General features: G+C 71.6%; 25 protein-coding genes, 1 tRNA gene and 3 pseudogenes. 12 read left to right on the forward strand and 17 right to left on the reverse strand.

From position 1 onward, the window contains the following. Positions 1-186: 186 nt before the first annotated feature. The 3 genes from ABTX78_RS34105 to ABTX78_RS34115 all read right to left on the reverse strand — a co-directional run bounded on the left by ABTX78_RS34105 (position 187) and on the right by ABTX78_RS34115 (position 2725). A complete protein-coding gene (locus ABTX78_RS34105) occupies positions 187-909 on the reverse strand; it encodes a nucleotidyltransferase family protein (protein ID WP_352210659.1) in 723 nt (240 codons plus the stop codon). 57 nt (positions 910-966) lie between these two features. Beyond that, positions 967-1389: a hypothetical protein gene (locus ABTX78_RS34110; RefSeq protein ID WP_352210660.1), complete on the reverse strand. Its 423-nt coding sequence runs from the start codon at positions 1387-1389 to the stop codon at positions 967-969. 199 nt (positions 1390-1588) lie between these two features. Next, on the reverse strand, positions 1589-2725 hold the full coding sequence (locus ABTX78_RS34115; RefSeq protein WP_352210661.1) for an ABC transporter ATP-binding protein: 1137 nt from the start codon (positions 2723-2725) through the stop codon (positions 1589-1591). Between the two features lie 390 nt (positions 2726-3115). Between ABTX78_RS34115 and ABTX78_RS34120 the strand changes: the two genes are divergently transcribed. Both ABTX78_RS34120 and ABTX78_RS34125 read left to right on the forward strand, forming a co-directional pair. Further along, positions 3116-3189: transfer RNA gene (locus tag ABTX78_RS34120), tRNA-Thr, on the forward strand. Between the two features lie 129 nt (positions 3190-3318). Continuing rightward, positions 3319-3664, forward strand: a pseudogene (locus tag ABTX78_RS34125) (TerD family protein); the annotation flags it as partial. A 93-nt stretch (positions 3665-3757) separates the two neighbouring features. On the opposite strand, the gene ABTX78_RS34130 reads toward ABTX78_RS34125, so the two are convergent. Then, positions 3758-5155 (reverse strand): NAD(P)/FAD-dependent oxidoreductase, encoded by a 1398-nt coding sequence (locus tag ABTX78_RS34130; RefSeq protein WP_352210662.1) that lies wholly within the window; start codon positions 5153-5155, stop codon positions 3758-3760. Between the two features lie 127 nt (positions 5156-5282). Between ABTX78_RS34130 and ABTX78_RS34135 the strand changes: the two genes are divergently transcribed. Beyond that, positions 5283-6197 carry an aminoglycoside phosphotransferase family protein gene (locus ABTX78_RS34135; RefSeq protein ID WP_352210663.1) on the forward strand — a complete coding sequence of 305 codons (915 nt, stop codon included), beginning with the start codon at positions 5283-5285 and terminating at the stop codon, positions 6195-6197. 123 nt (positions 6198-6320) lie between these two features. Next, entirely contained in the window at positions 6321-6791 is a 471-nt protein-coding gene (locus ABTX78_RS34140) for a GNAT family N-acetyltransferase (RefSeq protein ID WP_352210664.1), read from the forward strand. An 18-nt stretch (positions 6792-6809) separates the two neighbouring features. Here the strand turns inward: ABTX78_RS34140 and ABTX78_RS34145 are convergent, their stop codons facing one another. From ABTX78_RS34145 to ABTX78_RS34160, 4 genes and pseudogenes are all read right to left on the reverse strand, one after another. Further along, on the reverse strand, positions 6810-7865 hold the full coding sequence (locus ABTX78_RS34145; RefSeq protein ID WP_352210665.1) for a zinc-binding dehydrogenase: 1056 nt from the start codon (positions 7863-7865) through the stop codon (positions 6810-6812). A gap of 92 nt (positions 7866-7957) precedes the next feature. Next, entirely contained in the window at positions 7958-9136 is a 1179-nt protein-coding gene (locus ABTX78_RS34150) for an NAD(P)-binding protein (RefSeq protein WP_352210666.1), read from the reverse strand. Between the two features lie 104 nt (positions 9137-9240). Next, on the reverse strand, positions 9241-9738 hold the full coding sequence (locus ABTX78_RS34155; RefSeq protein ID WP_352210667.1) for a hypothetical protein: 498 nt from the start codon (positions 9736-9738) through the stop codon (positions 9241-9243). Between the two features lie 320 nt (positions 9739-10058). Next, positions 10059-10286, reverse strand: a pseudogene (locus tag ABTX78_RS34160) (response regulator transcription factor); the annotation flags it as partial. Here ABTX78_RS34160 and ABTX78_RS34165 point away from each other — a divergent pair. Together ABTX78_RS34165 and ABTX78_RS34170 are read left to right on the forward strand one after the other, a co-directional pair. Then, positions 10280-10360: pseudogene (locus ABTX78_RS34165) on the forward strand (heme-binding protein); the annotation flags it as partial. The pseudogenes ABTX78_RS34160 and ABTX78_RS34165 sit on opposite strands and share 7 nt — an antisense overlap. A 163-nt stretch (positions 10361-10523) precedes the next feature. After that, positions 10524-11927, forward strand: coding sequence for a M1 family metallopeptidase (locus tag ABTX78_RS34170; RefSeq protein ID WP_352210668.1), 1404 nt, complete (start codon positions 10524-10526; stop codon positions 11925-11927). A gap of 242 nt (positions 11928-12169) precedes the next feature. On the opposite strand, the gene ABTX78_RS34175 is transcribed toward ABTX78_RS34170, so the two are convergent. Then, positions 12170-12745 (reverse strand): TerD family protein, encoded by a 576-nt coding sequence (locus ABTX78_RS34175; RefSeq protein ID WP_266547139.1) that lies wholly within the window; start codon positions 12743-12745, stop codon positions 12170-12172. Positions 12746-13009: 264 nt separating this feature from the next. Between ABTX78_RS34175 and arfB the strand changes: the two genes are divergently transcribed. Then, positions 13010-13435, forward strand: a complete 426-nt coding sequence (gene arfB, locus ABTX78_RS34180) for an alternative ribosome rescue aminoacyl-tRNA hydrolase ArfB (RefSeq protein WP_352210669.1) — start codon at positions 13010-13012, stop codon at positions 13433-13435. A 161-nt stretch (positions 13436-13596) separates the two neighbouring features. Here arfB and ABTX78_RS34185 read toward each other — a convergent pair whose 3' ends face one another. Further along, positions 13597-14151 (reverse strand): flavin reductase family protein, encoded by a 555-nt coding sequence (locus ABTX78_RS34185; protein ID WP_352210670.1) that lies wholly within the window; start codon positions 14149-14151, stop codon positions 13597-13599. A gap of 292 nt (positions 14152-14443) precedes the next feature. Between ABTX78_RS34185 and cdgB the strand changes: the two genes are divergently transcribed. Together cdgB and ABTX78_RS34195 are read left to right on the forward strand one after the other, a co-directional pair. After that, complete coding sequence (gene cdgB / locus ABTX78_RS34190) at positions 14444-16078, forward strand: diguanylate cyclase CdgB (protein ID WP_352210671.1); 1635 nt, start codon at positions 14444-14446, stop codon at positions 16076-16078. A 134-nt stretch (positions 16079-16212) separates the two neighbouring features. Next, positions 16213-17193 carry a carbohydrate-binding protein gene (locus ABTX78_RS34195; protein ID WP_352210672.1) on the forward strand — a complete coding sequence of 327 codons (981 nt, stop codon included), beginning with the start codon at positions 16213-16215 and terminating at the stop codon, positions 17191-17193. Positions 17194-17286: 93 nt separating this feature from the next. On the opposite strand, the gene ABTX78_RS34200 is transcribed toward ABTX78_RS34195, so the two are convergent. The 5 genes from ABTX78_RS34200 to ABTX78_RS34220 form a co-directional block, all read right to left on the reverse strand. Further along, the gene (locus ABTX78_RS34200; RefSeq protein ID WP_352210673.1) at positions 17287-18132 is read right to left on the reverse strand and encodes a class II fructose-bisphosphate aldolase; all 846 of its coding nucleotides are present in this window, start codon (positions 18130-18132) and stop codon (positions 17287-17289) included. Positions 18133-18192: 60 nt separating this feature from the next. Further along, positions 18193-19119, reverse strand: coding sequence for a 1-phosphofructokinase family hexose kinase (locus ABTX78_RS34205; protein ID WP_352210674.1), 927 nt, complete (start codon positions 19117-19119; stop codon positions 18193-18195). 121 nt (positions 19120-19240) lie between these two features. Then, entirely contained in the window at positions 19241-20398 is a 1158-nt protein-coding gene (gene nagA / locus ABTX78_RS34210) for an N-acetylglucosamine-6-phosphate deacetylase (protein WP_352210675.1), read from the reverse strand. After that, a complete protein-coding gene (locus ABTX78_RS34215; protein ID WP_502994052.1) occupies positions 20398-21297 on the reverse strand; it encodes an ROK family protein in 900 nt (299 codons plus the stop codon). Before ABTX78_RS34215 ends, nagA begins: the two co-directional genes overlap by 1 nt. Positions 21298-21481: 184 nt before the next feature. Continuing rightward, positions 21482-22375 (reverse strand): SIS domain-containing protein, encoded by an 894-nt coding sequence (locus ABTX78_RS34220; protein ID WP_352210677.1) that lies wholly within the window; start codon positions 22373-22375, stop codon positions 21482-21484. A gap of 289 nt (positions 22376-22664) precedes the next feature. Between ABTX78_RS34220 and ABTX78_RS34225 the strand changes: the two genes are divergently transcribed. The 3 genes from ABTX78_RS34225 (at position 22665) to otsB (ending at position 25126) form a co-directional block, all read left to right on the forward strand. After that, a complete protein-coding gene (locus tag ABTX78_RS34225; protein WP_502994049.1) occupies positions 22665-23936 on the forward strand; it encodes an ABC transporter substrate-binding protein in 1272 nt (423 codons plus the stop codon). Positions 23937-24022: 86 nt separating this feature from the next. Continuing rightward, entirely contained in the window at positions 24023-24271 is a 249-nt protein-coding gene (locus tag ABTX78_RS34230) for a DUF3263 domain-containing protein (protein ID WP_313945611.1), read from the forward strand. A gap of 9 nt (positions 24272-24280) precedes the next feature. Beyond that, positions 24281-25126, forward strand: coding sequence for a trehalose-phosphatase (otsB, locus tag ABTX78_RS34235; RefSeq protein ID WP_352210678.1), 846 nt, complete (start codon positions 24281-24283; stop codon positions 25124-25126). Here the strand turns inward: otsB and ABTX78_RS34240 are convergent. Next, positions 25082-26560 carry an alpha,alpha-trehalose-phosphate synthase (UDP-forming) gene (locus tag ABTX78_RS34240; protein ID WP_352210679.1) on the reverse strand — a complete coding sequence of 493 codons (1479 nt, stop codon included), beginning with the start codon at positions 26558-26560 and terminating at the stop codon, positions 25082-25084. The two genes, otsB and ABTX78_RS34240, sit on opposite strands and share 45 nt — an antisense overlap. A gap of 59 nt (positions 26561-26619) precedes the next feature. Continuing rightward, positions 26620-26877, reverse strand: coding sequence for a hypothetical protein (locus ABTX78_RS34245; protein ID WP_352210680.1), 258 nt, complete (start codon positions 26875-26877; stop codon positions 26620-26622). Position 26878 lies beyond the last annotated feature (1 nt).

Below are 26878 nucleotides of genomic sequence, written 5' to 3' on the forward strand. Positions count from 1 at the left end.
GGCCCCTCCCCCGGCGAACAGCGCGATGGCGGACGCACTGCGGCGTGCGGGTCTCACGGACCCGGGCCCTGGAGGCCCCAGCAGGGTCCCAGCGCCCACCGGCCCTGTACGGCGCTGCACGAGCCCGTACGGGGCCTGCGGGCGGCCTGCCGGGGTGTGGGGCGGCGGGTTCGGGAAACGCGCGCCTCAGCGGGCCTGCGCGGCAAGCTCCTTGGCCGCTTCCGTTAGATCCTTCGCCGTGTCGATCGCCCGCCAGTACGCGCCGTTTGGCAGCGGGAACCCGGCCAGACGCCTTTCCCGCGCCAGACCCGGGAACGTGGTCCGCTCATGGTCGCCGCGGTCCGGCAGAAGCTCCGTGAACGCCGAGGAGAACACGTACACACCGGCGTTGATCAGATACGGCGACGGCGGAGACTCGATGAAGTCGGTGATGTGACCGAACGCGTCGGTCTCGACAGCGCCCCACGGAATCCGGGGGCGGGCCAGCGCGAGCGTCGCGAAAGCGTCCCGCTCGGTGTGGAAGGCCGCCATCTCCCGCAGCGAGAAACGGGTCCAGATGTCACCGTTCGTCGCGTACCAGGGCTCGCCGGGGGCCGGGAGATGCCCGGCCGCGTACTTCAGACCGCCGCCGCGGCCCAGGGGTTCGCTCTCCACGACCGTCGTCACCCGCAGCGGCAGGTCCGCGCCCTCCAGCCACTCCTGGAGAACCTCGGCGAGATGACCGCAGGAGACGACGGCGTCCGTCACGCCCTCCGCGGCCAGCCAGGCAAGCTGATGGCCGATGATCGGGGTCCCGGTGCCCGGGATCTCGACCATCGGCTTGGGGCGGTCGTCGGTGTACGGGCGCAGCCGCGAGCCCTGGCCGCCGGCCAGGACCACGGCCTGCGTCGGATACGTAGGCGTTTGCATGCCGTGAACGATATGCGGCGCAGGTGAAGGAAAGCGGCGCGGGCCGCGGCCGGCCGGTCAGCTCCCCTGCGTCTGCTGGGCGACGCCGGTGGCGAAGGAGGTGTCGCAGACGGGCTGGGAGTAGGTCTGGGCACGGGTCGGCCCGAACCGGTCCACGGCCGCGCGGCCGAGAGCCTTCGCGATCGACATGCAGTGCTTGGCGAGGGACGGACGCTCCTCCACCTCCCGCTGGAGGTGGGTCAGGGCGACACCGGGATCCTTCTCCTGGAGCTCGGCGAGGAGCCGGTCACGGAGAACATCCTGGGGCGCGCGTGACTTGGCGCGTACGGAGACGTTTTGGGAAGAGGCGGTGAGCATCTGCGACTCGCCCGACTGCCCGGCCCACGGCACGCTGGTGACCGCGAGGGTTCCGGAGAGCACCAGGACGACGGGCAGAACGAGAGCGAGAGTGCGGCCGATTCGGCGTGCTGTGTGGGTCACGCGAGCGAGCGTAGCGGTCAGTGATGATTTGGCGACATTTAGTCACTCGCGCGGGGGATGGTTCGAGGAAGCTTTTCGAATCGGGTGTTGACGAGCTTTGGTGAAATGCCCGATGTGTTGGCTTATTTGTCGACATGCAAAAACGGCCCCGCAGGAACTGCGGGGCCGTTTCAGCGAGTTGCGCGCACCGCCGGAGCGGTCAGTTGCTCAGCCGCTCGCCCGACGAGGTCGCGAAGACGTGGATCTCACCCGGACGCGGCACGACGTGCAGCTCCGCGCCCTTCTCCGGCACGGCACGACCGCCCACGCGGACCACGAGGTCCTTGTGCTCACCGCCGACCCGGGCGGAGCCGTAGACGTAACCGTCGGCGCCCAGCTCCTCCACGACGTTCACGGAGACCGCGAGGCCCGCGGGCGCGTCCTCGGTGTCCTTCGACAGCGACTTCGCCGCAGCGCCGTTGTGCTCGACGACATCGAAGTGCTCCGGGCGGACACCGACGGTCACCGTCGTGTCGCCGCGGTCCGCGGCGGCGGTCAGCGCCTCACGCGAGACCGGGACGACGCTGTTGCCGAACTTCACACCGCCGTCGGTGATCGGAACCTCGATGAGGTTCATCGCCGGCGAGCCGATGAAGCCGGCGACGAAGAGGTTCGCCGGCCGGTCGTACATGTTGCGCGGCGAGTCGACCTGCTGGAGCAGACCGTCCTTGAGGACCGCCACCCGGTCGCCCATCGTCATGGCCTCGACCTGGTCGTGCGTGACGTACACGGTCGTGATGCCCAGACGGCGCTGCAGGCTCGCGATCTGCGTACGCGTCGACACACGGAGCTTGGCGTCGAGGTTCGACAGCGGCTCGTCCATGAGGAAGACCTGCGGCTCCCGCACGATGGCACGCCCCATCGCCACACGCTGGCGCTGACCACCCGAGAGCGCCTTCGGCTTGCGGTCCAGGTACTCGCTGAGGTCGAGGATCTTCGCGGCTTCCTCGACCTTCTGGCGGATGGTGGCCTTGTTGACGCCGGCGATCTTGAGCGCGAAGCCCATGTTGTCGGCGACGGTCATGTGCGGGTACAGCGCGTAGTTCTGGAACACCATGGCGATGTCCCGGTCCTTGGGCGGCAGGTGCGTGACGTCGCGGTCACCGATCCGGATGGAACCGGCGTTGACGTCCTCGAGCCCGGCGAGCATGCGCAGGGAGGTGGACTTGCCGCAGCCGGAGGGACCGACGAGGACGAGGAACTCGCCGTCCTGGGTCTCGATCTCGAGCTGATCGACGGCGGGCTTCTCGGTACCCGGGTAGATCCGGGTCGCCTTGTCGAACGTGACAGTGGCCATGGTGGGGCTGCTCCTTCACCGGCAGGAACGTGCCGGACGATCCGTTGTAAGGGAGTGGTGTAGTCCAGCTGATGGGACTTGCCGTGACGCTACCTGGCGATGTGGGTTCTGTCAGTAGAGGAGGGGGAGGGAATATTCGGGGCGATGGGGGCAGGTGGCAGAGCGGCGCGCTTCTGGTGGTGCCTGCGGCGGTCGGTGCTTCGGTCGTGGGTGTCGACCAGCACACGCGAAAGCCCCAAGGGCCTCCTTCGATCCGATCTTCGGAGCGCCGGGGCTCGCCCGCGGGCGACGGGTGCACGAGGGGGTCAGGAAGGCTGAATCTTCTTGGCTGAGGGGATCCGGCGCTGTGTAGAGTGGTGACGCCTCAGCGCGGCTCCGAGCACGCGCGATGCCTCCTTAGCTCAGCTGGCCAGAGCGCCGCACTTGTAATGCGTAGGTCGTCGGTTCGAATCCGACAGGGGGCTCGGTCACAACAGTGTCCCGGATCACATCGATCCGGGACACTGTTGTTTTCGGGCGCTTCTGCGGCCGGGCACGGCCCCCGTGGGGAGGGGGCCGGGGATGAGTCGGCGCTCCAGTGGGTTGATCGGGGGCCGGGGGCGCCGGACGGGTCGGTGCGCGCGGTGCCGGGGGCCGCGGGGGACAAGGCGGCGGTCCAGGTGGCGTTCGACGCGCTGCCCGCGGGCGCGGACCGTCTGGTGATCGCGGCGGCCGTCGACTCCGAGGTGAACCCGGCAGCGGATCTGACTGGTTTCACGGAAGCGGGAATCACTCTTCGGGGTGCCGAGTCGGACCGACTCGACGTGTCGGACGGGCGTGCCGGGGAGACGGCGCTGGTGCTCGGATCGTTCCGCCGCCGTGGGAACCGGTGACGGGGAGTTCGTGGTGGGCGGGAAGGGCTACCGCGGTGGTCTGGAGGCATGGGTGCGGGAGTTCGGCTCGAGGTCGACTGGGGCCCCCGGACTCCGCCCCGCGGTGACCGGGCCGCGGGGCGCCGTGCGGGCCGGGCTTCAGCCGGCGTGGGCCGGGGAGTCAGCCGCGCCCCGAGACCCTGTCCGCCAGCGTCGCCACCTTGTCCGTCCGCGTCGTGCGGCCCGTCGATTCGCGGCGGTCCGCGCCGCGGTAGGCCGCGTACATCGCCTGGACTCCCAGCCAGCGCAGCGGCTCCGGTTCCCATTTGCGGACCTTGTGGCCGACCCAGGGAAGCGTCGTGAGGTCCGTGGGGCCGGACTGGCCCGAGTCCTGTTGGATCAGGTCGCGCAGGGTGCGGGCCGCGAGGTTGGTGGTGGCGACGCCCGAACCGACGTAGCCGCCCGCCCAGCCGAGGCCGGTGGAGCGGTCGAGGGTGACGGTGGCGCACCAGTCGCGGGGGACGCCGAGGACGCCCGACCAGGCGTGGTCGATGCGGACGCCCGCCGTGGTGGGGAAGAAGCGGACGAGGATGTCGCGCAGGGCCTGGATCGTGGCGGGCTGGGTGCGGCCGTCGTTGTCGGTGCGGGAGCCGTAGCGGTAGGGGACGCCGCGGCCGCCGAGGGCGATGCGGTTGTCCGCGGTGCGCTGGGCGTACATGTAGGCGTGGGCCATGTCGCCGAGGGCTTCGCGGCCGTCCCAGCCGATGGTGTCCCAGACGGACTGGGGGAGCGGCTCCGTGGCGATCATGGAGGAGTTCATCGGGAGCCAGGCGCGGCGCTGGCCCTTGAGGCCGGCGGTGAAGCCTTCCGTGCAGCGCAGGATGTAGGGGGCGCGGACGGTGCCGTAGGGCGTGACGGCGTGTTTGGGCCTGATCTCGGTGACGGGTGTGGACTCGTGGATGGTGACGCCGAGTGCCGCGACGGTGTCGGCGAGGCCTTTGACGAGTTTGACGGGGTGGAGCCGGGCGCCGTGCGGTGTCCAGCTGGAGGCGACGGCTCCGGCGACGCGGACGCGGTCGGCGGTCTCGCGGGCGCCGAGGAGTGTGCGGTCCTTTTCGCCGAAGGCGATCTCGACGGCGTGGAAGGTCTTGAGGCGTTCGAGCTGGGCGGGGGTGTAGGCGACTTCGAGGACGCCGCCCTGGTGGATGTCGGCGTCGATGTTCTCTTCGGCGGCGGTGCGGACGACTTCGTCGACGGTGTCGTTCATGGCCTGCTGGAGGCGTACGGCCGCGTCGTGGCCGTGGAGGCGGGCGTAGCGGCCGCGGCCGGCGATGCCGTTGTAGAGCCAGCCGCCGTTGCGTCCGGAGGCGCCGTAGCCGCAGAACTTGGCTTCGAGGACGGTGATGTTGAGGAAGGGGACGGCCTTCTTGAGGTAGTAGGCCGTCCACAGGCCGGTGTAGCCGCCGCCGACGATGCAGATGTCGGCGGTGGTGTCGCCGGGCAGGGGTTCCCGCGGTACGGGGAGGCCTTCCTGCGCGTACCAGAACGAGATGCCGCCGTTGACGGTGCTGGTGCTCATGTTGTCCCTGCTCCGGCGAGTGTGCCTGTGTTGTGCGGGGAGGCTACCGGCCGGCCGGTGAGGCGGTGCCCTGGGGCCCGGGGTAATTGCCGGGTGGGGGCGGGTGGGGTGTCCGTAGGATCCCGTCATGATCGAGGTTCCGGAGGAGCTGGCGGCGACGCAGTACAGGTACGGCGGCGAGGCCGGGCGGGCCTTCGTCGAGGCTCTGCCGGGGCGGGCGGCGGAGTTCCTGGCGCGGTGGGAGCTGACGCGGTTGGGTCCTGCGATGCACGGCTGGTGTGCTCTGGTGCTGCCGGTGGTGCGGGCGGACGGTTCGCGGGCCGTGCTGAAGCTTCAGGCGCTCGACGAGGAGAGTGTGGGGGAGCCGCTCGCGTTGCGGGTGTGGGACGGGGCCGGGGCGGTGCGGCTGCTGGACGATGATCCGGCGACGGGGACGATGCTGCTGGAGCGGCTCGGGGGTGCGGCGGGGGCGGGGGATGGGGCCGGTCCGTGGGTGCATCTGTCGGCCGTAAAGGATGCGCGGGAGGCGGTGCGGATTCTGGCGGAGCTGCTCGCGCGGCTGACGTCGGTGGCGGCCCCGCCGGGGTTGCGGCGGCTCGGGGACATCGTGGAGCGGATGCTGGCCGGTGTGCCGGATGCGTCGGGGTTGCTGGGGGACGAGGGGGAGCGCCGGCTGCTGGCGGACTGTGCGGCGGCGGTGCGTGAGGTGGCGGGTGAGCCGGGGGACCGGCTGCTGCACTGGGACCTGCACTACGACAACATCATGGCGGGGGCGCGGGAGCCGTGGCTGGCCATCGACCCGAAGCCGCTGGCGGGGGATCCGGGGTTCGATCTGATGCCGGCGCTCGACAACCGTTTCGATCCGGCGGAGACGTTGTGGCGTTTCGATCTGCTGACGGAGGCGCTGGGTCTGGATCGGGAGCGGGCGAAGGCGTGGACGCTGGGGCGGGTGTTGCAGAACAGCCTGTGGGATCTGGAGGACGGGGAGGAAGGGCTCCAGGAGTCGCAGGTGTCCATCGCGCGGGCGCTGCTGGGGCGTTGAGGCCGGCCGCCGGGGGCTGTGGGTCGCGTCGGGACGCCGGGTGACGGGGACGCGGGTGACAGGGTGCGCGGTCGCGCCGGAATCGGCTGGCGCGGCCCGCGGTCGGGCGTGCACGCTGATCACATGATTCGTGAAGCCACACCCGCCGATGTGCCCGAGATCCTTGCCATGATCCGTGAGCTGGCGGAGTACGAGAAGGCCCCGCAGGAGGCGCGGGCGACGCCGGAGCAGCTGCACGCGGCGTTGTTCGGCGAGCGCCCGGGGGCGTATGCGCACATCGCGGAGACGGATGACGGCGAGGTGGTGGGGTTCGCGCTGTGGTTCCTCAACTTCTCGACGTGGACCGGGGTGCAGGGGCTGTATCTGGAGGATCTGTTCGTCCGTCCGGACCGGCGCGGTGGCGGGTACGGGAAGGCGTTGCTGACGGAGCTGGCGCGGATCTGTGTGGAGCGGGGGTACGAGCGCTTCGAGTGGTCGGTGCTGGATTGGAACGCCCCGTCGATCAGCTTCTACGAGGCGCTCGGTGCGAGGCCGCAGGACGAGTGGACGGTGTACCGGCTGACGGGCGAGGCGCTGAAGTCGCTGGGTTCGTAAAGCAGTTGGAGCGGCGGCTTACGGCTTGTCGTCCGGGGTGCGCCGCGGGCGGGGTTCGAGGACGACCTTGCCGATGGTGCCGCGGGTCTCCAGCGCGCGGTGGGCCTCGGCCGCCCGGTCGAGCGGGAAGCGGTGCACGGCGGGCCGGAGTCGTCCTGCGGCGGCTTCGGCCAGTGAGCGGGTTTCGAGGATGCGGATGTCGCCGCCGGCCTTCTCCAGCATGACGGGGCCGAGGACGCCTTCGGAGGTGATGCCGCGTTCGGCGAGTTCCTCGTCGGTGAAGGTCAGCGGGCCGCCGTCGGAGATGCCCTGGCTGGACCAGCCGAAGACGATGTGGTGGCCGCCCTTGCCGAGGAGGTCGACGGCGGCGCGGGCGGCGTCGCCGCCGACGGAGTCGTAGACGACGGTGGCGCGGCGGTCCCCGAGGTGTTCGCGGACGAGAGCGGGCCAGTCGGGCCGGGTGTAGTCGACGGCGAGGTCGGCGCCGTTGGCGGTGACGCGGGAGACCTTGGCGGGGCCGCCGGCGAGTCCGATGACATGGGCGCCGGCGTTCTTGGCGTACTGGACGAGCAGGGTGCCGATGCCGCCGGCGGCTGCGGGGACGATCACGATGTCGTCGGGGCCGAGGTCGGTGAACTGGAGGATACCGAGCGCGGTGCGTCCGGTTCCGATCATGGCGACGGCTTCGGCGGGGTCGAGGGTGTCGGGGATCTCGTGGAGCCGGGCGGTGTCGGTGACGGTGAGTTCGGCGTAGCCGCCCACGGAGCTTCGTGCGGGAGGTGCCCCCTGGACCATGCCGAGGTGGGTGACGACGCGTCTGCCGAGCCAGGTCGGGTCGGTGCCCTCGCCGAGTGCGTCGACGACGCCGGCGACTTCGCGGCCCGGGATGCTGGGGAGTTCGGCGGCGGCGGGGTGGGGGCCGAGGGAGCCTTCGCGCAGGGCGGCGTCGAGGAGGTGCACTCCGGCCGCGGCGACGGCGATGCGGACCTGGCCGGGCCCGGGTACGGGGTCGTCGGTCTCCTCGTAGCGGAGGTTCTCGGGCGGTCCGAAGGTGTGAAGGCGGACGGCGTGCATGGCGGGCTCCCCTGTGTCGCGTGCCTGGGCGGGTCGTGTGCGGACCCGGGCCGCGCAGGCCCGGATCCGTTCGTGGACCCCACCCTCCGACCTCAAGTCCGCTTGAGGTCAAGTGACTCCGTGGTGCGCTTGGTGGCGAGGAGGGCGAGGGAGGCGGCTTCGAGCCCGCTGTTGAACGACACCTCGGAGAGCAGTCCGGGTGCGGCGATCTGGTCGCCCGCCAGATAGATGCCGTTGCCGCGGTCGATTCTCGGCCGGTCGCGCCAGGTGGTTCCGGGCAGGTCGACGGCGCCGGTACGGCCGTTGGCGAGTCCGTCGCGCCGCCACTGGGTCCGTGCGCGCCAGCCGGGAAAGCCCAGGTCGAGGAGGGTTTCGGCGTGGGCGATGCCGTCGGCTTCGGAACGGTCGGGCGCGATGGGCAGTTGGCCTTGGATGAGGGACTGCCCGGCGGGGGCGAGGGTGCGGTCCGAGGCGGTGAAGCGTTCCAGCCAGCCGGGGGCGTCGAGGTCGGAGACGACGAACGGGTCGCCTCTGCGGGCGCGCAGCGCGAGGTCGACCAGGACGGTTCGGCCGCCGGGTCCCTCCAGGGTGCTGTCGCCGAGGAGGCGGCGGGCCGCGTCGAGCGAGGTCGCGACGATCACCGGGCCCCTGCGTTCGGGGAGGGCGTCGACGCGGGAGGTGGTCTCGATGCGTACGCCGAGGTCCCAGGCGCGTGCGGCCATGCGCTCGATGAGCTGCCCCCAGCCCCCGCGCGGGTAGTGGGCTTCGGGCGGCAGGGAGGTGGACCGTCGCAGCCGTTCCTGGACGAAGGCGGCGGAGAGTGATCCGGGGTCGTGGTGGAAGAGGGCGACGCCCATACAGTGCGCGGCGGCGCGGGCGCCCTCCTCGCCGACCCGGCTGCTCGCCCAGGTGAGGAAGTCGCTGTCCACCGGGGCCTGTTCGGGCTTGGTCAGGGCCAGTCGCAGGAGGGTGAGGGGCGGGGTTCGGCGCAGGACGCCGCCGCGGCGGAAGCGGAGCCGGGCACCTTCGCGCAGCGGCGGGGAGGCCACCGGCCCGAGGAGGCCGCGTTGCTGGAGCCAGGTCCAGTGGGGGCCGCGGCGGTAGAGGGCGTGAGGTCCGTCGTTGGTCCGGTAGGGGCCTTCGGCGGTGCGAGCGCGGCCGCCGAGGGTGTGATGGGCCTCGTACAGGGACACTCTGGCGCCGGACTCGGCGGCGGCGATGGCCGCGGTGAGCCCGGCGAAGCCGCCGCCGATGACGGTGATCTCGTGCATGGCTGTCCTTCCCGTGGAGTGTTCTCGGGAAGGGGACGGATCGGGAGGGCCGATGTGTGACATCGGGGGCGGGTCCCGGTACGGGAGTGGGGGTGCGGGGAGGGTCAGGTGCGCGGGAAGCGGGCCTGGAGGTCCCAGATCACGGGGTTGTCCGCGAGGCCTTCGTGCATGTCGGCGAGGTCGGCGATCAGGTCGTGGAGGAAGTCGCGGGCCTCACGGCGCAGCTCGCTGTGGCCGAAGGTGAGGGGAGGCTCGTCGCGGGGCATCCAGTCGGCCTCGACGTCGACCCAGCCGAAGCGCCGGTGGAAGAGCATGCGGTCGGCGGATTCGGTGAAGTCGAGTTCGGCGTGCTGGGGTTTGGCGGCGCGGCTGCCGAGGGGGTCGCGGTCGATGCGCTCGACGATGTCGCACAGCGCCCAGGCGAAGTCGAGTACGGGCACCCATCCCCAGGCTGTGGACAGCTCGCGGTCCTCTTTGGTGTCGGCGAGGTAGACGTCGCCGCTGAAGAGGTCGTGGCGCAGGGCCTGGACGTCCGCGCGGCGGTAGTCGGTCTGCGGGGGGTCCGGGAACCGCCGGGAGAGGGAGTAGCCGATGTCGAGCACGGCTCGATGGTGTCACGGCGGCGGGGTAAGCGGTTCCGCGCGGCCCGGGCCGGCGGTGCGGGCAGCCCGCGGCCGGAGTGGGACCGCGGTGGGTGGCCGTGGGTGGGACCGCGGTGGGCGGCCGCGGATGGGACCGCGGCGTGCGGCAGGAGTGGGTTCGCGGTGGACCGCGGTGGGCGGCCGCGGATGGGACCGCGGCGTGCGGCAGGAGTGGGTTCGCGGTGGGACCGCGGTGCGGTGGCCGGCGCGGAGCCGCGGTAGGTCAGCCGGTACGGCCGTGGGTGGACCGCGGGCCCGTGATGCCCGGCCCGTCCGACGGCTTACGGCAGCAGGCGCTGTTCCTTGGCCACGGCGACCGCCCCCGCCCGGGTGTCCACGTCGAGTTTGGCGTAGACACGGCCCAGGTGGGTCTTCACGGTCGCTTCGCTGATGAACAGCGCGCGGGCGATGTCGCGGTTGCCGAGCCCGCGTGCCAGCTGCCCGAGGATGTCCCGCTCGCGGTCGGTCAGCGTGGGCCGGCCGGTGCCGCGCATGCGGTCCGGGTGTCGGCGTGGCCGGCGCACCGAGCGGCGACCTGGACGAGCAGTTCGCTGCGGCGGGCGTGGCGGCGCTCGGCCGCTGACAAACGCGGCGAACGCGGCGAGCGCGACGAGCGCGGCCGGTTGGAGCGGGCGCCGCGCCTGCGGGTCGACGTCCCGCCAAGCTGCGTGCGCCGCAACGGAGTTGACGGGACATGCCGCGCGACTGCTGGTGATCGGTACATGTCCCGTGCCTAGGATCGGGACATGTACCGAAGACGTCCCTTTCCGATCGCGATGTCCGTAGCCGCGACGCTGCTGCTCACCGGCTGCCCGGGTCCGCACGGCGGCGGACATCCGGAGGTGCACGGCAAGCCGGGTGCGGTCGGAGCGGGTGATCCGCTGTTCCCGAAGCTGGGCAACGGCGGCTACGACGTCGGTCATTACGGTCTGACGCTCGACTACGACCCGGCGACGGGCCGTCTCGTGGGCACCGCTGACATCTTCGCGACGGCGACGCAGGACCTCAGCGCCTTCAACCTCGACCTGCATGGGCTGACCGTCGACAGTGTCACGCTCGAATCCGGCAGGGCGACGGTCGACCGCGCGGGCGACGAGGTGACGGTGCACCTGGACAAGGCCGTGGCCGAGCGGGGCCGGATGCGGGCGACCGTGCGCTACTCCGGAACCCCCCGGACCCTCGTCGACGTCGACGGCGCCGAGGAGGGCTGGCTGCGGAGCGCGGACGGCGCTCTGGCGGTCGGTGAGCCGGCGGGCTCGATGGCGTGGTTCCCGGGCAACCACCACCCGAGCGACAAGGCCACGTACGACATCAAGGTCACTGTGCCGAAGGGACTCCAGGGCATCTCCAACGGCGTGCTGCACGACCAGTACTCCACGGGTGACAGGACCACGTTCTACTGGAAGTCCGAGTACGCGATGCCGTCGTACGTGGCGACGGTCGCGATCGGCCACTACGACATGACGTCCTCCGCGCTGCCCCGCACCGGCCAGCCCGTCATCACTGCGGTCGACCCGGCGGTGGCGGAGAGGACCGAGGACCTGCTCGCCCAACTCCCGACGATGATGAACTGGTCGGCGAAGAAGTTCGGCCGGTACCCCTTCGGGGCGTTCGGTGTGATCGTCGTCCCCGACGGCGAGGTGGACTATGCCCTGGAGACGCAGACCCGGCCTGTCTTCCCGGTGAGCGAGTTCAACGAGGAGACCCTCGTCCACGAGATCGCCCACCAGTGGTACGGCAACTCCGTGACACCGAAGACGTGGAAGGACATGTGGCTCAACGAGGGCTTCGCGACCTACGCGCAGTGGCTCTGGGACGAGGACAACAACGGCGTACCGGCGCGGGAGAGCTTCGAGGAGGCCTTCGCCGACGACGCCAACTGGGCGTTCCCCGCAGCCGATCCGCCGAGCGCGGCGGACATCTCCGAGGACCCGGTGTACTGGCGGGGCGCGATGGTCCTGCACAAGGTCCGCGAGGCGGTGGGCGATCCGGTGTTCTTCAGGATCCTGCCGCTGTGGGCGCAGACGCGGATGTACGGCAACGCGTCGACCGCCGACTTCACGTCGTACGTGGAGAAGATGTCGGGCAAGGACCTGGACGCGGTGTGGGACACGTGGCTGTACGGCGAGGAGAAGCCGGACGCTCCGTGACGGCGGGTCGGGTGAGCCGAACGCCGAACGTCCGGTCTCTGACCTCCGGGCTGTGAACCCCCGGCTGTGAACCCCCGGCTCTGAACCCCTGGGCTCTGTACCCCTGGGCTCTGAACCCCTGGGCTCTGTATGGCGGTCCGAACGTCCGTCCTCTGCACGGCGGCTCCGTACGACGGAAGCCCGCGGCCGGTGCGGCCGCGGGCTTCCCCGCCGAAGCGGACGTCAGACGTCGACGCCGAGCGTCAGAGGTTGACGCCGAAGTCGCGGGCGATGCCCTCCAGGCCCGAGGCGTACCCCTGGCCGACCGCGCGGAACTTCCACTCCGCGCCGTTGCGGTACAGCTCGCCGAAGACCATCGCGGTCTCGGTGGCCGCGTCCTCGCTCAGGTCGTAGCGCGCGAGCTCCGCGCCGCCGGCCTGGTTGACGATACGGATGTAGGCGTTGCGCACCTGGCCGAAGTTCTGGCTGCGGGTGACGGCGTCGTAGATGGAGACCGGGAAGACGATCTTGTCGACGTCGGCCGGCAGGCCCGCGAGGTTGACGTTGATCTGCTCGTCGTCACCGCCGCCCTCGCCCGTGCGGTTGTCGCCGGTGTGGACGATGGTCTGGTCCGGCGTCGCCTTGTTGTTGAAGAAGACGAAGTGGGCGTCGGAGGCCACCTTGCCGCCGGGGTTGACGCCGATCGCCGAGGCGTCGAGGTCGAAGTCGGTGCCGGTGGTGGTGCGGACGTCCCAGCCGAGGCCGACCGTGACGGCGGTCAGGCCCGGTGCCTCCTTGGTGAGCGAGACGTTGCCGCCCTTGGACAGGCTTACTGCCATTGGGATGTCCCCTTCGTGTTCGAGTGTGCGGGCTTCGAGCCCTCCCGAAGCTACCGTCACCCGTCATAACGCGGGCAGGGGACCGGGAGGTTCCATGCGAAGAGGTTCCCGCGGATTCCGTACGAAAGCGGTGGGTCCGGTTCGATGGGTTCCGCCGCGTTTGGGCCGGGTTCTGTCGGATTCGCCACCGTGCCCCAACCGATTCGGCCGGACCGCGTCGAAAACGGGGTGACGCGAACCGCGCGGGCACGCGACCATGGACACATGTCCGGGCCCTACATCATCCGCGGTTCGGTCTCCCTGCCGGAGGCCGAGCTCATCTGGCGTTTCTCCCGGTCGTCCGGGCCCGGCGGCCAGCATGTCAACACCAGTGACTCGCAGGTCGAGCTCCGCTTCGACCTGGCGAACACGAACGCGCTGCCGCAGGTCTGGAAGGACCGCGCGCTGGAGCGGCTCGCGGGACGGCTGGTCGGCGGTGTGATCGCGGTGCGCGCGTCCGAGCACCGCTCGCAATGGCGCAACCGGGAGACGGCGGCGGTCCGGCTGGCGGCACTGCTCGCCGAGGCGACGGCGCCGCCGCCGAAGCCGCGGCGAGCGACGAGGATTCCGCGCGGGATCAACGAGCGCCGGCTGCGGGAGAAGAAGCAGCGCGCGGAGACGAAGCGGGGCCGCGCGGGACGGGACTGGTAGTTCCGGGGCTGCGCCCAGGGCCCCGCGGCCCCGGCTGCCGGTCGCGCCGGGGTGCCGCTGTTGTCCTGGGTCGCCGGACGCGCTTCATGTGCGGCCGCCCGTACTCACGTGCCCGAGCGGCCGGCGTACGGGACGTGGCCTGGTCCCAAGAGTGTCATCCGTCAGTTCAACTGGCGGTACCTGCCCCGGAAATACGTCAGCGGGCCGCCCTCCCCGCTCGGCAGGTTCGCCTCCAGGACCCGGGCGATCACCAGGGTGTGGTCGCCCGCCACCACCCGCTGTTCCGTGCGGCACTCCAGCGTCGCCAGCGCGCCGCCGACCAGCAGCGCACCGCTCACCTCGCCCCGGACGTATGGGATGTCCTCGAACAGCAGCCGGTCGCTGATCCGCCCCTTCATCGCGAAACGGCCCGCGATGTGACGCTGGCTCTCGGACAGCACAGAGACCCCCCACAGCGGCTGCTCCGCCAACAGGTCGTCCATCCGGGAGCCGTTGCGCAGGCTCACCATCACCAGCGGGGGTTCCAGCGACACCGACATGAACGCGGTCGCGGTCATGCCGACGTCCTCACCGCGCGGGCCGTCGTCGGCGTCGTACGCGGTCACCAGCACCACACCCGCGGCCAGCCGGGACATGGCTGCGCGGAAATCCTCGTTCGTCACCCCCTCAGGATGGGGGATGACGGCGGGCGCGGTGGCAGGGGTCGTCGGAAGCACACCGGGAACGCTAACCTCGGCCGTCCCGGGCCCGCATCGGGCCTGGGGACCAGGCAGGACCTAGGTCCAGCGGCCGGGATTTGCGTTCCGGGAAGACCGGAAAAGTCCAAGCGCACATCCACCCCCCACCGCAACCCCTGGTCATTTGATGTGACTTGAGTCACAGAGTGCACTATTTGTTGACCCTGTGTACCGAGTGGACAGCTCGCTGTGATTCAGTGGCCGTGATACCGCAACGAGAAGGCCGATCAGAACCCTGGAGTTTGCTGTCGAGGTCTCGGGGAGAGCGAGCATGGAGACCGAGTCGGAGCCCTACGTCCGTCTTGCGACCCTGCGGCAGCTGCACAAGGTGGTCGCCGACCTCAACACGGCCCGCAGTCTGGCCGACACCCTGCAGACCGTCGCCGACGGGATCGTGGCGGGACTCGGTTACGAGCTGGCGTGTGTGAACCTCGTACGCCCCGACGGTGATCTCGTGGTCGCCGCGTTCGCCGGCAGCGCCGCCGCCGAGGCCCTGATCACCGGCCGGGTCGGCTCGCGGCCCTCGTGGGAGCGCCGGCTGTCCATGGGCGAGGCCTGGGGCGAGCTGCGGTTCATCCCGCACACCGAGGGCTGGGTGCTCATCGAGGACGACGTGCCGCAGTGGCACACCGAAGGTCCCGATCCCCGCTTCGAGGACGAGTGGCACCCCCAGGACCGGCTCTACGCGCCGATGTACGCGTCGGGAGGCGGTCGCGAACTCCTCGGAGTCATCTCGGTCGACCGGCCGCGCAACGGCCGGCGTCCCGGCCCGTGGGGCCAGGAAGCCCTCCAGATGTACGCGTCCCAGGCGGCGATTGCGATCAGCAACGCCCGGCTGCGAGCAAACATGCAGCGGGCGCTGGTCCGCCTCGAACGCGAGCAGCAGGCGCTGCGCGCGAGCGAGGAGTCCTTTCGCCAGGCGTTCGAGTACGCGCCCAGCGGCATGGCGATCGCGGAGATGGGCGGCGACCAGCACGGCAGGCTGCTGCGCACCAACGACGCGCTGTGCCGGCTGCTGGGGCGGCCCGCGTCGGCGATGCGGCGCTACTCCTTCGCCGACCTGGTGCATCCCGAGGACGTCGGCACGCTGCTGCGGACCTCCGCCGAGGGCGGGCGGGCCGAGCTGCGGCTCGGGCGGCGGGACGGTTCGTACGTCTGGGTCTCGCTGCGGAACTCCGTGGTCGCCGACACCGCCGACGGGCCGCGTTTTCTGCTCACGCACGTCGAGGACATCGAGGACCGCAAGCGGCACGAGCTCCAGCTCGCGCACCGGGCCTCGCACGACGCGCTGACCGGGCTGCCCAACAGCGCCGAGCTGCGGGCCCGGCTCAGCTCCCGGCTGTGCGAGCGGCCGCACGGGGCGCGGGAGGCGGCGATCGAGGCGCTGGACGCGGCGTACGACTCCGACACGATCTTCAACACCGAGGGCTTCGACTTCGGGCCGGTGGGTGTCCCGTACGACCACCATGTGCACACCATCGCGCCGGACAGTGAGATCGACGACGGCACGAAGGGGCTCGCGGTTCTCTTCTGCGACCTGGACGGTTTCAAGTCCATCAATGACCGGTTCGGGCACCAGACCGGCGACGCGGTGCTGGTGGAGGTCGCGCGCCGGCTGACGACGGGTGTGCGCGAGGGGGACACCGTCGCGCGGCTCGGGGGTGACGAATTCGTCGTCCTCGCCGACGGCCTGGGGGCGGCGGACGCCGCTGACCTGGCTGTTCGCCTGCGGAACGCCATCATCCTGCCGATTCGGGTCGACGGCCGGGGTGTGCGGGTCGGGGCGAGCTTCGGCATCGGCTGGGCGAGCTGCGGGATGTCCGTGGACGAGGTCCTGCAGTCCGCCGACCAGCGGATGTACGTCGAAAAGCGGTCCCGGGCGAAGGTGCACCGCCGCGCGGGCTGAGGGTGATCGGGCGCGCCGGCGGAGGATGAGCGGGCGGGCCGGATGAGGCGAGGGCCACCGATGTGGTTACTCCGAACCGGGTAGGCTCGCCCGCGTCGGCGCTGTGCTGACGAGATGGTGAGGAGTGACTAGGGATGACGGCCGCGAACAACGGCGCGAGCACGCCCGAGGACGACGATCCGTTCGGCTACCTCTACGAGGACGGCCGGGCAGCGGGCGCGACACCGCCTGGACAGGGCCGCGGTTACGGCTACCCGGGTCCGGCGGCGCAGCCCGGTGTCCCCAGAACCTCATACAACCAGGTGCGGACGGTCGGCGAGCGCCAGTACGGCCAGCAGGTCCCGCAGCAGCAGACGTATGCGCAGCAGGGCCAGCCGACGGCGCAGTACGCGGCCCCGGAGACCTACCCCGGCGGCGCGCCCACCCGCCAGACCCCGCTCCCGGGCACCCCGAGCCACAGCGGAGGCCACAGCGGAGGCCACGGCGGCGGCCGCAGCGGCGGCCCGAACACCAAGGGCCTGCTGATCGGCGCGATCGCGGTGGTGGCGGTCGTGGTGATCGGCATCGCGGCGGCGCTGATGTCGGGCGGCGGCGAGGACGACAAGGCGAACGGCTCGGGCAAGCCGGGCGGTGACTCGACGGTGGCGGAGTCGGTGGAGCCGAGCGGTGAGCCCTCCGCGTCGGAGCCGGCGGTGGAGCTGCCGAAGCAGGACGCCGGCACGCTTCAGCTCGGCCCGCCGGCGGCGCTGGCGAAGGACGTCAAGGGCGCCAAGGGCGCGGGCGGCGCGTATGTGTCGTTCAACGGCGTGGGCGGTTCGGCGACCTGGTCGGTGGAGGTGCCGGAGGCCGGCGCCTACACGCTGTTCATCACGTACGGCGTGCCCGGCAAGGACGCGAAGACGACGCTGACGGTGAACACGGAGACGCCGCGTTCGGTGAACATGGCGAACTTCGCGAAGGCGGCGGAGGGTGACTGGGAGAAGGGCTGGACCCGCACCTACGCCTATGTGAACCTCGCCAAGGGGAAGAACGACCTGAAGATCTCCTGCGAGCAGGGCGATCAGTGCGAGGCCTTCCTCGACCAGCTCTACCTGAAGAAGGGCCAGGCCAACTAGGCCCACGCAGCGGAAGAGGGGGCGCCCGGTCCGACCGGGCGCCCCCTCTGCGTTGACCGTGTCACACGGGGCGGACGAAGCCCGGCCCGGCTGTCACAGCAGCGCCAGGAACCCCGCCACCGTCGCCGACATCGCCTCGCGTGCCGGCTTCAGATACAACCTCGGGTCCACCGTCTTCGCGTCCGCGTCCAGGAACGCACGCACCGCTCCCGTGAACGCCGTGTTCAGGGCCGTGCCGACGTTGATCTTGACCATGCCCGCTGCCACCGCCGCGCGGATCTCCTCGTCCGGGACGCCCGACGAGCCGTGCAGGACCAGGGGGACCGGGACCGCCTCGCGCAGGGCGGCGATCAGGGCGTGGTCGAGTGCCGCCGTGCGCTGTGTCATCGCGTGGCTGGAGCCGACCGCCACGGCCAGTGCGTCCACTCCCGTCGCCGTGACGTAGGCCGCCGCCTCCTCGGGGTCGGTCCGGACACCGGGGGCGTGGGCGTCAAGGGGGGCCTCGCCCTCCTTGCCGCCGATCTTGCCCAGTTCCGCCTCGATCCACAGGCCCCGTTCGTGGGCCCAGCGCACCGCGTCCTCGGTGGCCTCGATGTTCCGCCCGTGGGCGAGCCGTGAGGCGTCGTACATCACCGAGCTGAAGCCCTCGTCCGCCGCCGACCGCAGCAGCGCGCCGGAGACGACATGGTCGAGGTGGAGCGAGAGCGGGGCGGAGGAGGCGCGGGCGACGGCTGCCGTGGCGGCGGCGATCGTGGAGAGGGTGCCGCCGTGGAACTTCACCGCGTTCTCGGAGATCTGGAGGATCGCTGGCGCTCCCGCCGTCTCCGCCCCGGCCGCGATCGCCTCGGCGTGCTCCAGCGTGATGACGTTGAAGGCGGCGATCCCGCGGCCTTCGGCCGCCGCGGCCGAGACCAGGTCACCGGTGTTGACGAGGGGCATGGTGCGTCTCACTTCCCGGGCGCCTGGCCCGATTGTCCGGGCCGCTGCCCTGGTGGTGGCTCACGCCGCGGTCGCGTGTTCGGTCACGGTGACGCGCGGCAGCAGTTCCTGGTACGCGGCGGGGTCGAACTCGCCTGCCGCCGGGGCCAGTACGGTCGCCGCCGACAGGGCGACCGCGCGCGCCAGCCGGTCCGGCCAGGGCAGCCCTTCCACGAGTCCCGCGAGCAGGGCCGCGACCACCGAGTCCCCGGCGCCCGTGGGGTTGCCCTGCACGGGCGCCGGCGGAGTGGCCTGCCATATGCCGTCCGGCGTGGCCGCGAGCAGGCCGTCGGGGCCCAGGGAGGCGACGACGGCGTGGGCTCCGCGGCGGCGGGCGTCACGCGCGGCGCGCAGCGGCTCGCGGGAGCCGGTGAGGCGGGCGAGTTCGTCGGCGTTCGGCTTGGCGAGGTCGGGGCGGGCGGCGATGCCGCGGCGCAGGGGTTCGCCGCTGGTGTCGAGGAGGGTGGGGACGCCCGCGGTACGTGCTCTGCGGACGAGGTCGGCGTAAGCGCCGACGTGGATGCCGGGCGGCAGGCTGCCGCACAGCGCGACCGCGTCGGCGTCCCGCAGGAGGGTCTCGTAGGCGGCGAGAAAGGCGGTCCACTCCATGGGCGTGACCGTGGGGCCCGCCTCGTTGAGCTGTGTGGTGTCGCCGGTCGTGGCGTCGACGACGGCGACCGTGCGGCGGGTGCTGCCCTCGATGGGCACGAGCGCGTCGCGCGGTGGCAGCGGGGCGAGCAGTTCGCGCAGGACGGTGCCGACCGATCCGCCGGCGAAGCCGGTGACCACGCTCTCGTGGCCGAGCGCGGCGAGCACCCGGGCCACGTTGAGCCCCTTGCCGCCGGGGCGTTCGCCGACCCGGTCGACGCGGTGGGTGGTGTGCGGGGTGAGGGCGTCGACCGTGTAGGTGATGTCGAGCGCGGTGTTGAGCGTGACCGTCAGGATCACCCGGTGACACCCCCTCGGAACGCGTGCGCCGTGTCCGTACGGGTTCTGATCATGCCAAACGCAGGGCGGCCGGCCCAGTCTCCCGGCCAACCGTCTTGCCATGTTCCGTGCCGAAATGCCACTACATGGGGTCAATCACCCATTCGCCCTTGCGCATCACGCCGACCAGCGTGAAGTTCTCGTCCAGCACCACGAGGTCCGCGTCCTTGCCCGGTTCCAGCGAGCCGATCGTGTCGTCCATGCCGAGCAGCTTCGCGGGGTTGGCCGAGATCGCCCGGACGATGTCCTCCACCGGCAGCCGGTCCACGATCGCCGCGCGCCGGAACGCCGTGTCCAGGGTGAGCGTGGAGCCGGCGATCGAGCCGCCGTCGACGAGACGGGCCACTCCGTCGGTGACGTCGACCGCGAGCGGGCCGAGTTGGTAGCGGCCGTCACCGAAGCCCGCGGCGTCCATCGCGTCGGTGATGAAGGCGACGCGGTGCGCGCCGGCGCGGTGGAAGGCGAGTTCGAGGGCGGCGGGGTGCAGATGCGTGCCGTCGTTGATCAGCTCGACGGTGACCCGCTCGTCCTCCAGCAGCGCGGCGATCGGTCCGGGCGCGCGGTGGCCGAGTGGGGGCATCGCATTGAACAGGTGGGTCGCCACGGTCGCGCCCGCATCGATGGCCTCGACGGTCTGCTCGTAGGTGGCGTCGGTGTGGCCGATCGCGGCGATCACACCGTGGTCGGCGAGCAGGCGTACGGAGTCGATGCCGCCGGGCAGTTCGGTGGCCAGCGTCATCATGCGGGCGGTGCCGCGGGCCGCGTCGACGAGCTTGCGCACCTCGGCCGGGTCCGGGTGGCGCAGCAGTTCCTCGCTGTGTGCGCCCTTGCGGCACGGCGAGATGAACGGTCCTTCGAAGTGGATGCCCGCGAGGTCGCCCTGCTCGACGAGTTCGGACAGGAACCCGGCGCGGCGGGCGAGGAAGTCCATCTCGCCGGTGACGGTGGAGGCGACGAGCGTCGTCGTACCGTGCTCGCGGTGGGTTTGCACGCCGCGCAGGACGTCCTCGGCGCTGCCGCTCGTGAAGGACGCACCGCCGCCGCCGTGGTTGTGGATGTCGACGAAGCCGGGGACGACCCAGTGGCCGGACAGATCGCGCACGGGCGCGCTGTCGGGTGACGCGGCCACGATTTTCGTGCCCTCGACGGAGATCCGCCCGCCGTCGACGGTCCCCGTCGGCAGGACCACCCGGGCGCCGGTCAGAACGGTGCTGTCGGCGCGTACGGCGCTTGCGGCCATTAGGCGGTTACCTCCGAGTCGGTGGCGAGCAGATCCCAGGCGAGCAGTCCCGCGCCCAGGCATCCGGCGGTGTCCCCGAGGGCTGCGGGGACGATGGCGGGCAGCTTCTGGAAGGTGACGCGCTTCTCGACCGCTGCTCGCAGCGGTGTGAACAAGGTTTCCCCCGCCTCCGCGAGACCGCCACCGATGATCAGGGTGCGGGGGTCCAGGAGGGTGAGCGCGGTGACGAGGCCGGCGGCCAGGGCGTCGACCGCGTCGGCCCATACGGCGGCGGCCTTCGGGTCGCCGGACTCGACGGCCTTGGCGCAGTCCGCGGCGTCGGCGTCCGGGTCACCGCTCGCCGCCGCCCAGGCGCGGGTGACTGCCGCGGCGGAGGCGAGGGTCTCCAGGCAGCCGCGCTGGCCGCAGCCGCAGTCGGGGCCGTCGGGGCGTACGACGACGTGGCCGATCTCGCCGGCATATCCGTGGGCGCCCGCCTCGATCGTCCCGGCGATGCCGATGGCGCCGGCGATGCCGGTGCCGAGGGGGACGAAGAAGAACCGGTCGGCGCCTTTGCCTGCGCCGATGCGGCCTTCGGCGAGTCCGCCGGTGCGGACGTCATGGCCGAGGGCGACGGGCACGCCGTCCAGCCGCTCGCTGAGCAGGTCGCGCATGGGGACATCGCGCCAGCCGAGGTTCGCGGAGTAGACGGCGATGCCGCGTTCCGCGTCGATGATGCCGGGCACGGCGACACCCGCGGCGACGGCGCTCTCACCGAGGTGTTCGCCGCCGTACGCGCGCAGTTCGACGGCGAAGTCGAGGATGGACCGGACGACCGCGTCGGGTCCGCGCTCGCGCCCGGTGGCGCGGCGGGCCTCGTGCAGGAGCGTCCCGTCCGCCCCGACGAGGGCGGCCTTCATGCCGGTGCCGCCCACATCGAGGGCGATGACGTGTCTCACGGAGACAGTCTGGCGCGAGAGTGGCACAAAGGTCTAGTCCACTGCGTCCGATTGTTGCGTGAGCGTACAAACTCCCGGGGTGCGGACTCGTGTCCGCGTCCCCGGAACCGTCCCCGGCCGGGCACCCCGGTTCAGCAGATCTGGTTCAGGTGAGGATCACGCTGCGCGTCAGGTTCCTCGGCCGGTCCGGGTCGAAGCCCTTGGACTCCGCCAGGATCACCGCGAGGCGCTGCGCGCGGATCAGGTCCGCCAGCGGGTCCGCGCCCTGGTTCGCGACCAGCGTGCCGCCCACCCGCGAGACATCCACCGACAGGCCGTCCGGAAGCGGGCCGAACACCCAGGTCACCCGGCCCGGACCGGTGATCGAGATCGGCCCGTGGCGGTACTCCATCGCCGGATACGCCTCCGTCCAGGCGCCCGCGGCCTCCCGCATCTTCAGCCCCGCCTCCAGGGCGAGGCCGTAGGTCCAGCCGCGGCCGAGGAACGTCCACTGCTCCGCGCCGAGGACCGCCTCCGGCAGCGGTTCGGTGACCGCGAGTTCCGCGTCCACGGCCGCCTCGGCGACGCTCTTCACACCGGGGATGTCACCGAGGCCCGCCCGCAGGAACGCCAGGGCCGTCGTCGCGAACCGGGTCTGGACAACCGACTCCTCGTCCGCCCAGTCCAGCACCGCAACCGAGTCCGCGGCCGCCATCACCGGCGTCCCCGGGTCCGCGGTCAGCGCCAGCGTCGGCACCCTGCCCTTCAGCGCGGTCAGCAGCTCCAGGACCTCGGTCGTGGTGCCGGACCGGGTGATCGCGACCACCCGGTCGTAGGCCCGGCCGGCCGGGAACTCGGAGGAGGCGAACGCGTCGGTCTCGCCGAGACCCGCCGCCTCCCGCAGCGCCGCGTAGGCGATCGCCATGAACCAGGACGTCCCGCAGCCGGTCACGGCCACGCGCTCACCCGGCCGCGGAAAACCGTCGAAGGCGGCGGCGGCGTCGGCCGCCCGGCGCCAGCAGGTGGGCTGAGTGGCTGTCTCTGCTGCGGTACGGGACATGCGGCAAGGCTCCTAGCGCGTACGCGGGACGGGAAACCGGTATCGGCCTCGTGCTGCCGAAACGGCCTGGCAGGACGTGCTTAGCAGGCCGCGCCGGAAGCGGGCAATGCTGACCCTGAGTGGGACGGACGTTGCAGAAGTGATACCGCGTGGAGTAGACCTCTACCCTTCACATGGTGAAAAATCGTCGCTCATCTCGCGAGACGCCACGGGGGAGGTCGAGCGGGGCGGGCGGGGGACGGTCGGGGGACCAAATCCAACAAGCAGCAGAGGGTGGGGCAAGAGAGTTGTGCACCGGCATTTCTTGGGTCTGACAGCGGCGGTCGCCGCGCTCGGTATGACGGTCGCCCTCGCGGGCTGCGGCAGCTCCGGCGGTTCCTCGGACGTCACCCTCACCTTCGTGGCCGCGGACTACGACGTCGCGGGCGGGGAGAGCAGCAAGAAGTACTGGGCCGATGTCGCGGCCGCGTTCGAGGCAGAGAACCCCGGCATCAAGATCGACGTCCGGATCGAGTCCTGGAACGACGTCGACCGCAAGGTCGCCGAGATGGTCAAGGCCGACGAGGCCCCCGACATCGCGCAGATCGGCGCGTACGCCGACTACGCCGCGAAGGGCAAGCTCTACACCGCCGACCAGCTGCTCTCCATCCCCGTGCAGTCCAACTTCCTCGGCCCGCTCGTCGACGCCGGCGAGCAGAAGCGCGTGCAGTACGGCCTGCCCTTCGTCGCCTCCACCCGGCTCCTCTTCTACAACAAGAAGCTGTTCAAGGAAGCCGGGATCCAGGGCGAGCCGACGACCTGGGAGGAGCTGCGGGAGGACGCCGACAAGCTCGCCCGGAACACGGACGTCACGTACCCCTTCGCGCTGCCGCTCGGGCCCGAGGAGGCCCAGGCCGAGACCATGATGTGGCTGCTCAGCGGCGGTGACGGCTACGTCGACCCGGTCGGCAGATACGCGATCGACTCCACGCAGAACATAGCGACCCTCGAGTGGATGAAGACCAACCTCGTCGAGAAGGAGCTCACCGGCCCCGTCGCCCCCGGCAAGCTCAACCGCAAGGACGCCTTCGCCGCCTTCACCCGCGGCGAGGTCGGGATGCTCAACGGCCACCCCTCGCTGATGAAGGCCGCGGCCAAGGCCGGCATCGACATCGGCAAGGTGGCCATGCCCGGCCGCACCGGCAAGCCGAAGGCCGCGATGGGCGTCGCCGACTGGATCATGGGCTTCAAGCAGAACGGCCACAAGGCCGAGATCGGCAAGTTCCTGGACTTCGTCTTCGACGACAAGAACGTCCTCGACTTCGCCGGGCAGAACGATCTGCTGCCGGTGACGATCTCAGCCTCCGAGGCGATGCAGAAGGACCCGGAGCACCAGGACCTGAAGGAGTTCCTCCAGGAGCTGCCGACCTCGATCCTGCCGCCCGTCGGCAAGACCTCGTGGGCCGCCGTCAGCGAGAGTGTCAAGCAGAACATCGGCAAGGCGGTCGAACCCGGCGGCGACCCGCAGGCCGTGCTGCGCCAAATCTCCCAGAAGGCGGCCACCGCGGAGAAGTCCGAGTAGCGCGCTCCTGCGGCGCCGGTGCCGGAACAGCCTCCCGGGAACGCCGAGCGGGCCGCACCGCCGCACCGGGGGGACACTCCGCCGATATGTTGGACCGTATGACCGAGCACCAGGCGCTGTCCGACCGTGACCGGGCCGTCCTGGCCATGGAGCAGCGCTCCTGGCCGGGCCCCGGTGCGAAGGAGCGGGCCATCAGGGAGCAGCTCGGCATCTCCCCGGTGCGCTACTACCAGCTCCTCAACGCCCTCCTCGACGACGAGCGGGCCCTCGCCCACGACCCCGTCACGGTCAACCGGCTCCGCCGTGTCAGGGACGCCAAACGATCGCGCCGCTAGGGTCGTGGCATGGGCAGCTCTCCGTATGTGCATCCTCTGCCGTCACCGTCGACGCCGGCGGGCCGTGAAGGCCTGGCCGCGCTACTGGCCCGTCCCCGCAAGGCGGTCGTCGCCCTCGATTTCGACGGCACGCTCGCCGAGATCGTGCCGGATCCCGAGCAGGCCCGCGCGCACCCTGAGGCGGTGCCCGCGCTGGCTCAGCTCGCGCCGCGGGTCGGGTCCGTCGCCGTCATCACCGGCCGCCCGGCCGGGGTCGCGGTCCGCTACGGCGGCTTTGCCGGGGTACCGGGCCTGGACCATCTCGTCGTCCTCGGCCATTACGGTGCCGAGCGCTGGGACGCGGTCACCGGCACCGTGAACACCCCGGCCCCGCATCCGGGCGTCGCCGCCGCCCGCGCGGAACTGCCCGGCTTCCTCGACGACATCGGGGCCTGGAAGGGCACCTGGATCGAGGAGAAGGGGCAGGCGGTCGCGGTCCACACCCGCCGGGCCTCGGACCCGCAGGCCGCCTTCGAGGCGCTGCGCGATCCGCTGGCCGGGCTCGCGGCCCGTCACGGTCTGGTCCTGGAGCCGGGCCGCATGGTCCTGGAGCTGCGCCCGCCGGGCATCGACAAGGGCGTGGCCCTGGCGGAGTACGTGCGCGAGGTGGATGCCGAGGCCGTCCTGTACGCGGGCGACGACCTCGGCGATCTGCCGGCCTACGCGGCCGTGGAGAAGCTCCGCTCGGACGGCGTCCCCGGTCTGCTGGTGTGCTCCGGCACCGCGGTGCCGGAGCTGGCGGAGCGCGCCGATCTGGTGCTGCCGGGCCCGTCAGCCGTCGTGGCGTTCCTGGCCATGCTCGCGCAGCGCCTCTAGCTGGTCGAGGAACCACCGCTGCGGCGGCAGCGCCGTCGCAGCGGTGGCCAGCCGCTTGGTGTGCCGGGCGCGTTCGTCGTGCGGCATGGTCAGTGCCTCGTGGAGGGCGTCGGCGGTGCCGGTCACGTCGTACGGATTGACCGTGACCGCGTCGTCGCCGAGCTCCTCGTGCGCGCCCGCCTCCCGGGAGAGCACCAGCGCGCAGCCGTCGTCGGAGACCACCGGGATCTCCTTGGCGACGAGGTTCATGCCGTCCCGGATGGGGTTGACGAGCGCGACGTCGGCCAGCCGGTAGGCGGCCAGCGAGCGGGCGAAGTCGTCCTGGACATGGAGGACGACCGGGGTCCAGCCGTCCGTGCCGTACGCGGCGTTGATCTCGTCGGCGACCCGCTGGACCTCGGCGGTGTAGTCGCGGTACACCGCGAGGTCCTGCCGGGAGGGGTAGGCGAAGGCGACGTGGACGACGCGCCCGCGCCATTCGGGCCGGGTGTCGAGCAGATGCCGATAGGCGAGCAGCCCGCGGACGATGTTCTTGGACAGTTCGGTGCGGTCCACCCGCACGATCGTCTTCCGGTCCGGGCCGATCTGCTCGCGCAGGGTGGCCATGCGTTCGTCGACGTCGGCCTGGTGGGAGCGGGCCCGCAGGAAGTCCGCGTCGGCGCCGAGTCCGTGCACGGCCACCTCGGTGGTCCGCGCCGAATGCGGCCCGGTGCGGGCGTGCTCCACGTACCGCCGGGGACCGCCGCTCGGGACGTGCGCGGCCGCCTGCTCCAGCCGGTCGGCGCAGGACAGGAACGCGGTCGCCCACCGCGAGGTCAGGAACCCCAGCCGGTCGGCGCCGAGCATCCCCCACAGCAGCTGTTCGGCGATGTCGTCGGGCAGCATCCGGAAGTAGTCCACCGGCGCCCACGGGGTGTGGGAGAAGTGGCCGATGCGCAGGTCGGGGCGGAGTTCGCGGAGCATGCCGGGCACCAGCGCCAGGTGGTAGTCCTGCACCAGCACCGCGGCGCCCTCGCCCGCGTGCTCGGCCAGCGCCTCGGCGAAGGCCCGGTTGTAGCTCTCGTACGAGCCCCACTGGCGGCGGAACTCGGCGTCGAAGGCCGGCTCCAGAGGGGTCTGGTAGAGCATGTGGTGGACGAACCACAGCACCGAGTTCGCGATGCCGTTGTAGGCGTCGGCGTGGACGGCCTCGTCGATGTCGAGCATCAGGACCCCGTCCGCGCCCTCGCCGCGCCGGACCGCCTCGCGGTCGCCGTCGCCGAGTGCGGCGCACACCCACAGGGCGTCCGCCTCCGACCCGATGGCGGACAGTCCGGAGACCAGGCCGCCGCCGCCGCGTTTGGCGTCGAGGCTCCCGTCGTCCTTCAGGGTGTACGAGATGGGGCCGCGGTTCGACGCGACGAGGACCTGCGCAGCGGAATGCTCGGAGACCATGTGCCGAACCTAGCCCGTCCTGTAATCCCTCAAACGTGCGTACGCCCCGGCTGCGCTTGTCACTGGTTACGGCGTCCGCGGGTGGCGGCGACGGCGATGACACCGGCCGCGGTGAGGCTGAGGGCGAGGCCGCCCAGCAGCCACAGGCGTTCCGTGCTGTGCCCGCCGCCCCCTGCGACGGCGATCGTGGTGCCCGGCGGTGCCATGCCGACCGTGGTGGCGATGACGACGGCCAGCGTGCCGAGCATCGTGGTGAACCTGAGCGCGCCGCGTCGGGAGCCCGTGCTGCGCTGTGCGTCCGGAGACTGTGCATCCATA

The organism is Streptomyces sp. NPDC096193 (assembly GCF_040302905.1).
In the GTDB taxonomy this organism is placed as follows: Bacteria; Actinomycetota; Actinomycetes; order Streptomycetales; family Streptomycetaceae; genus Streptomyces.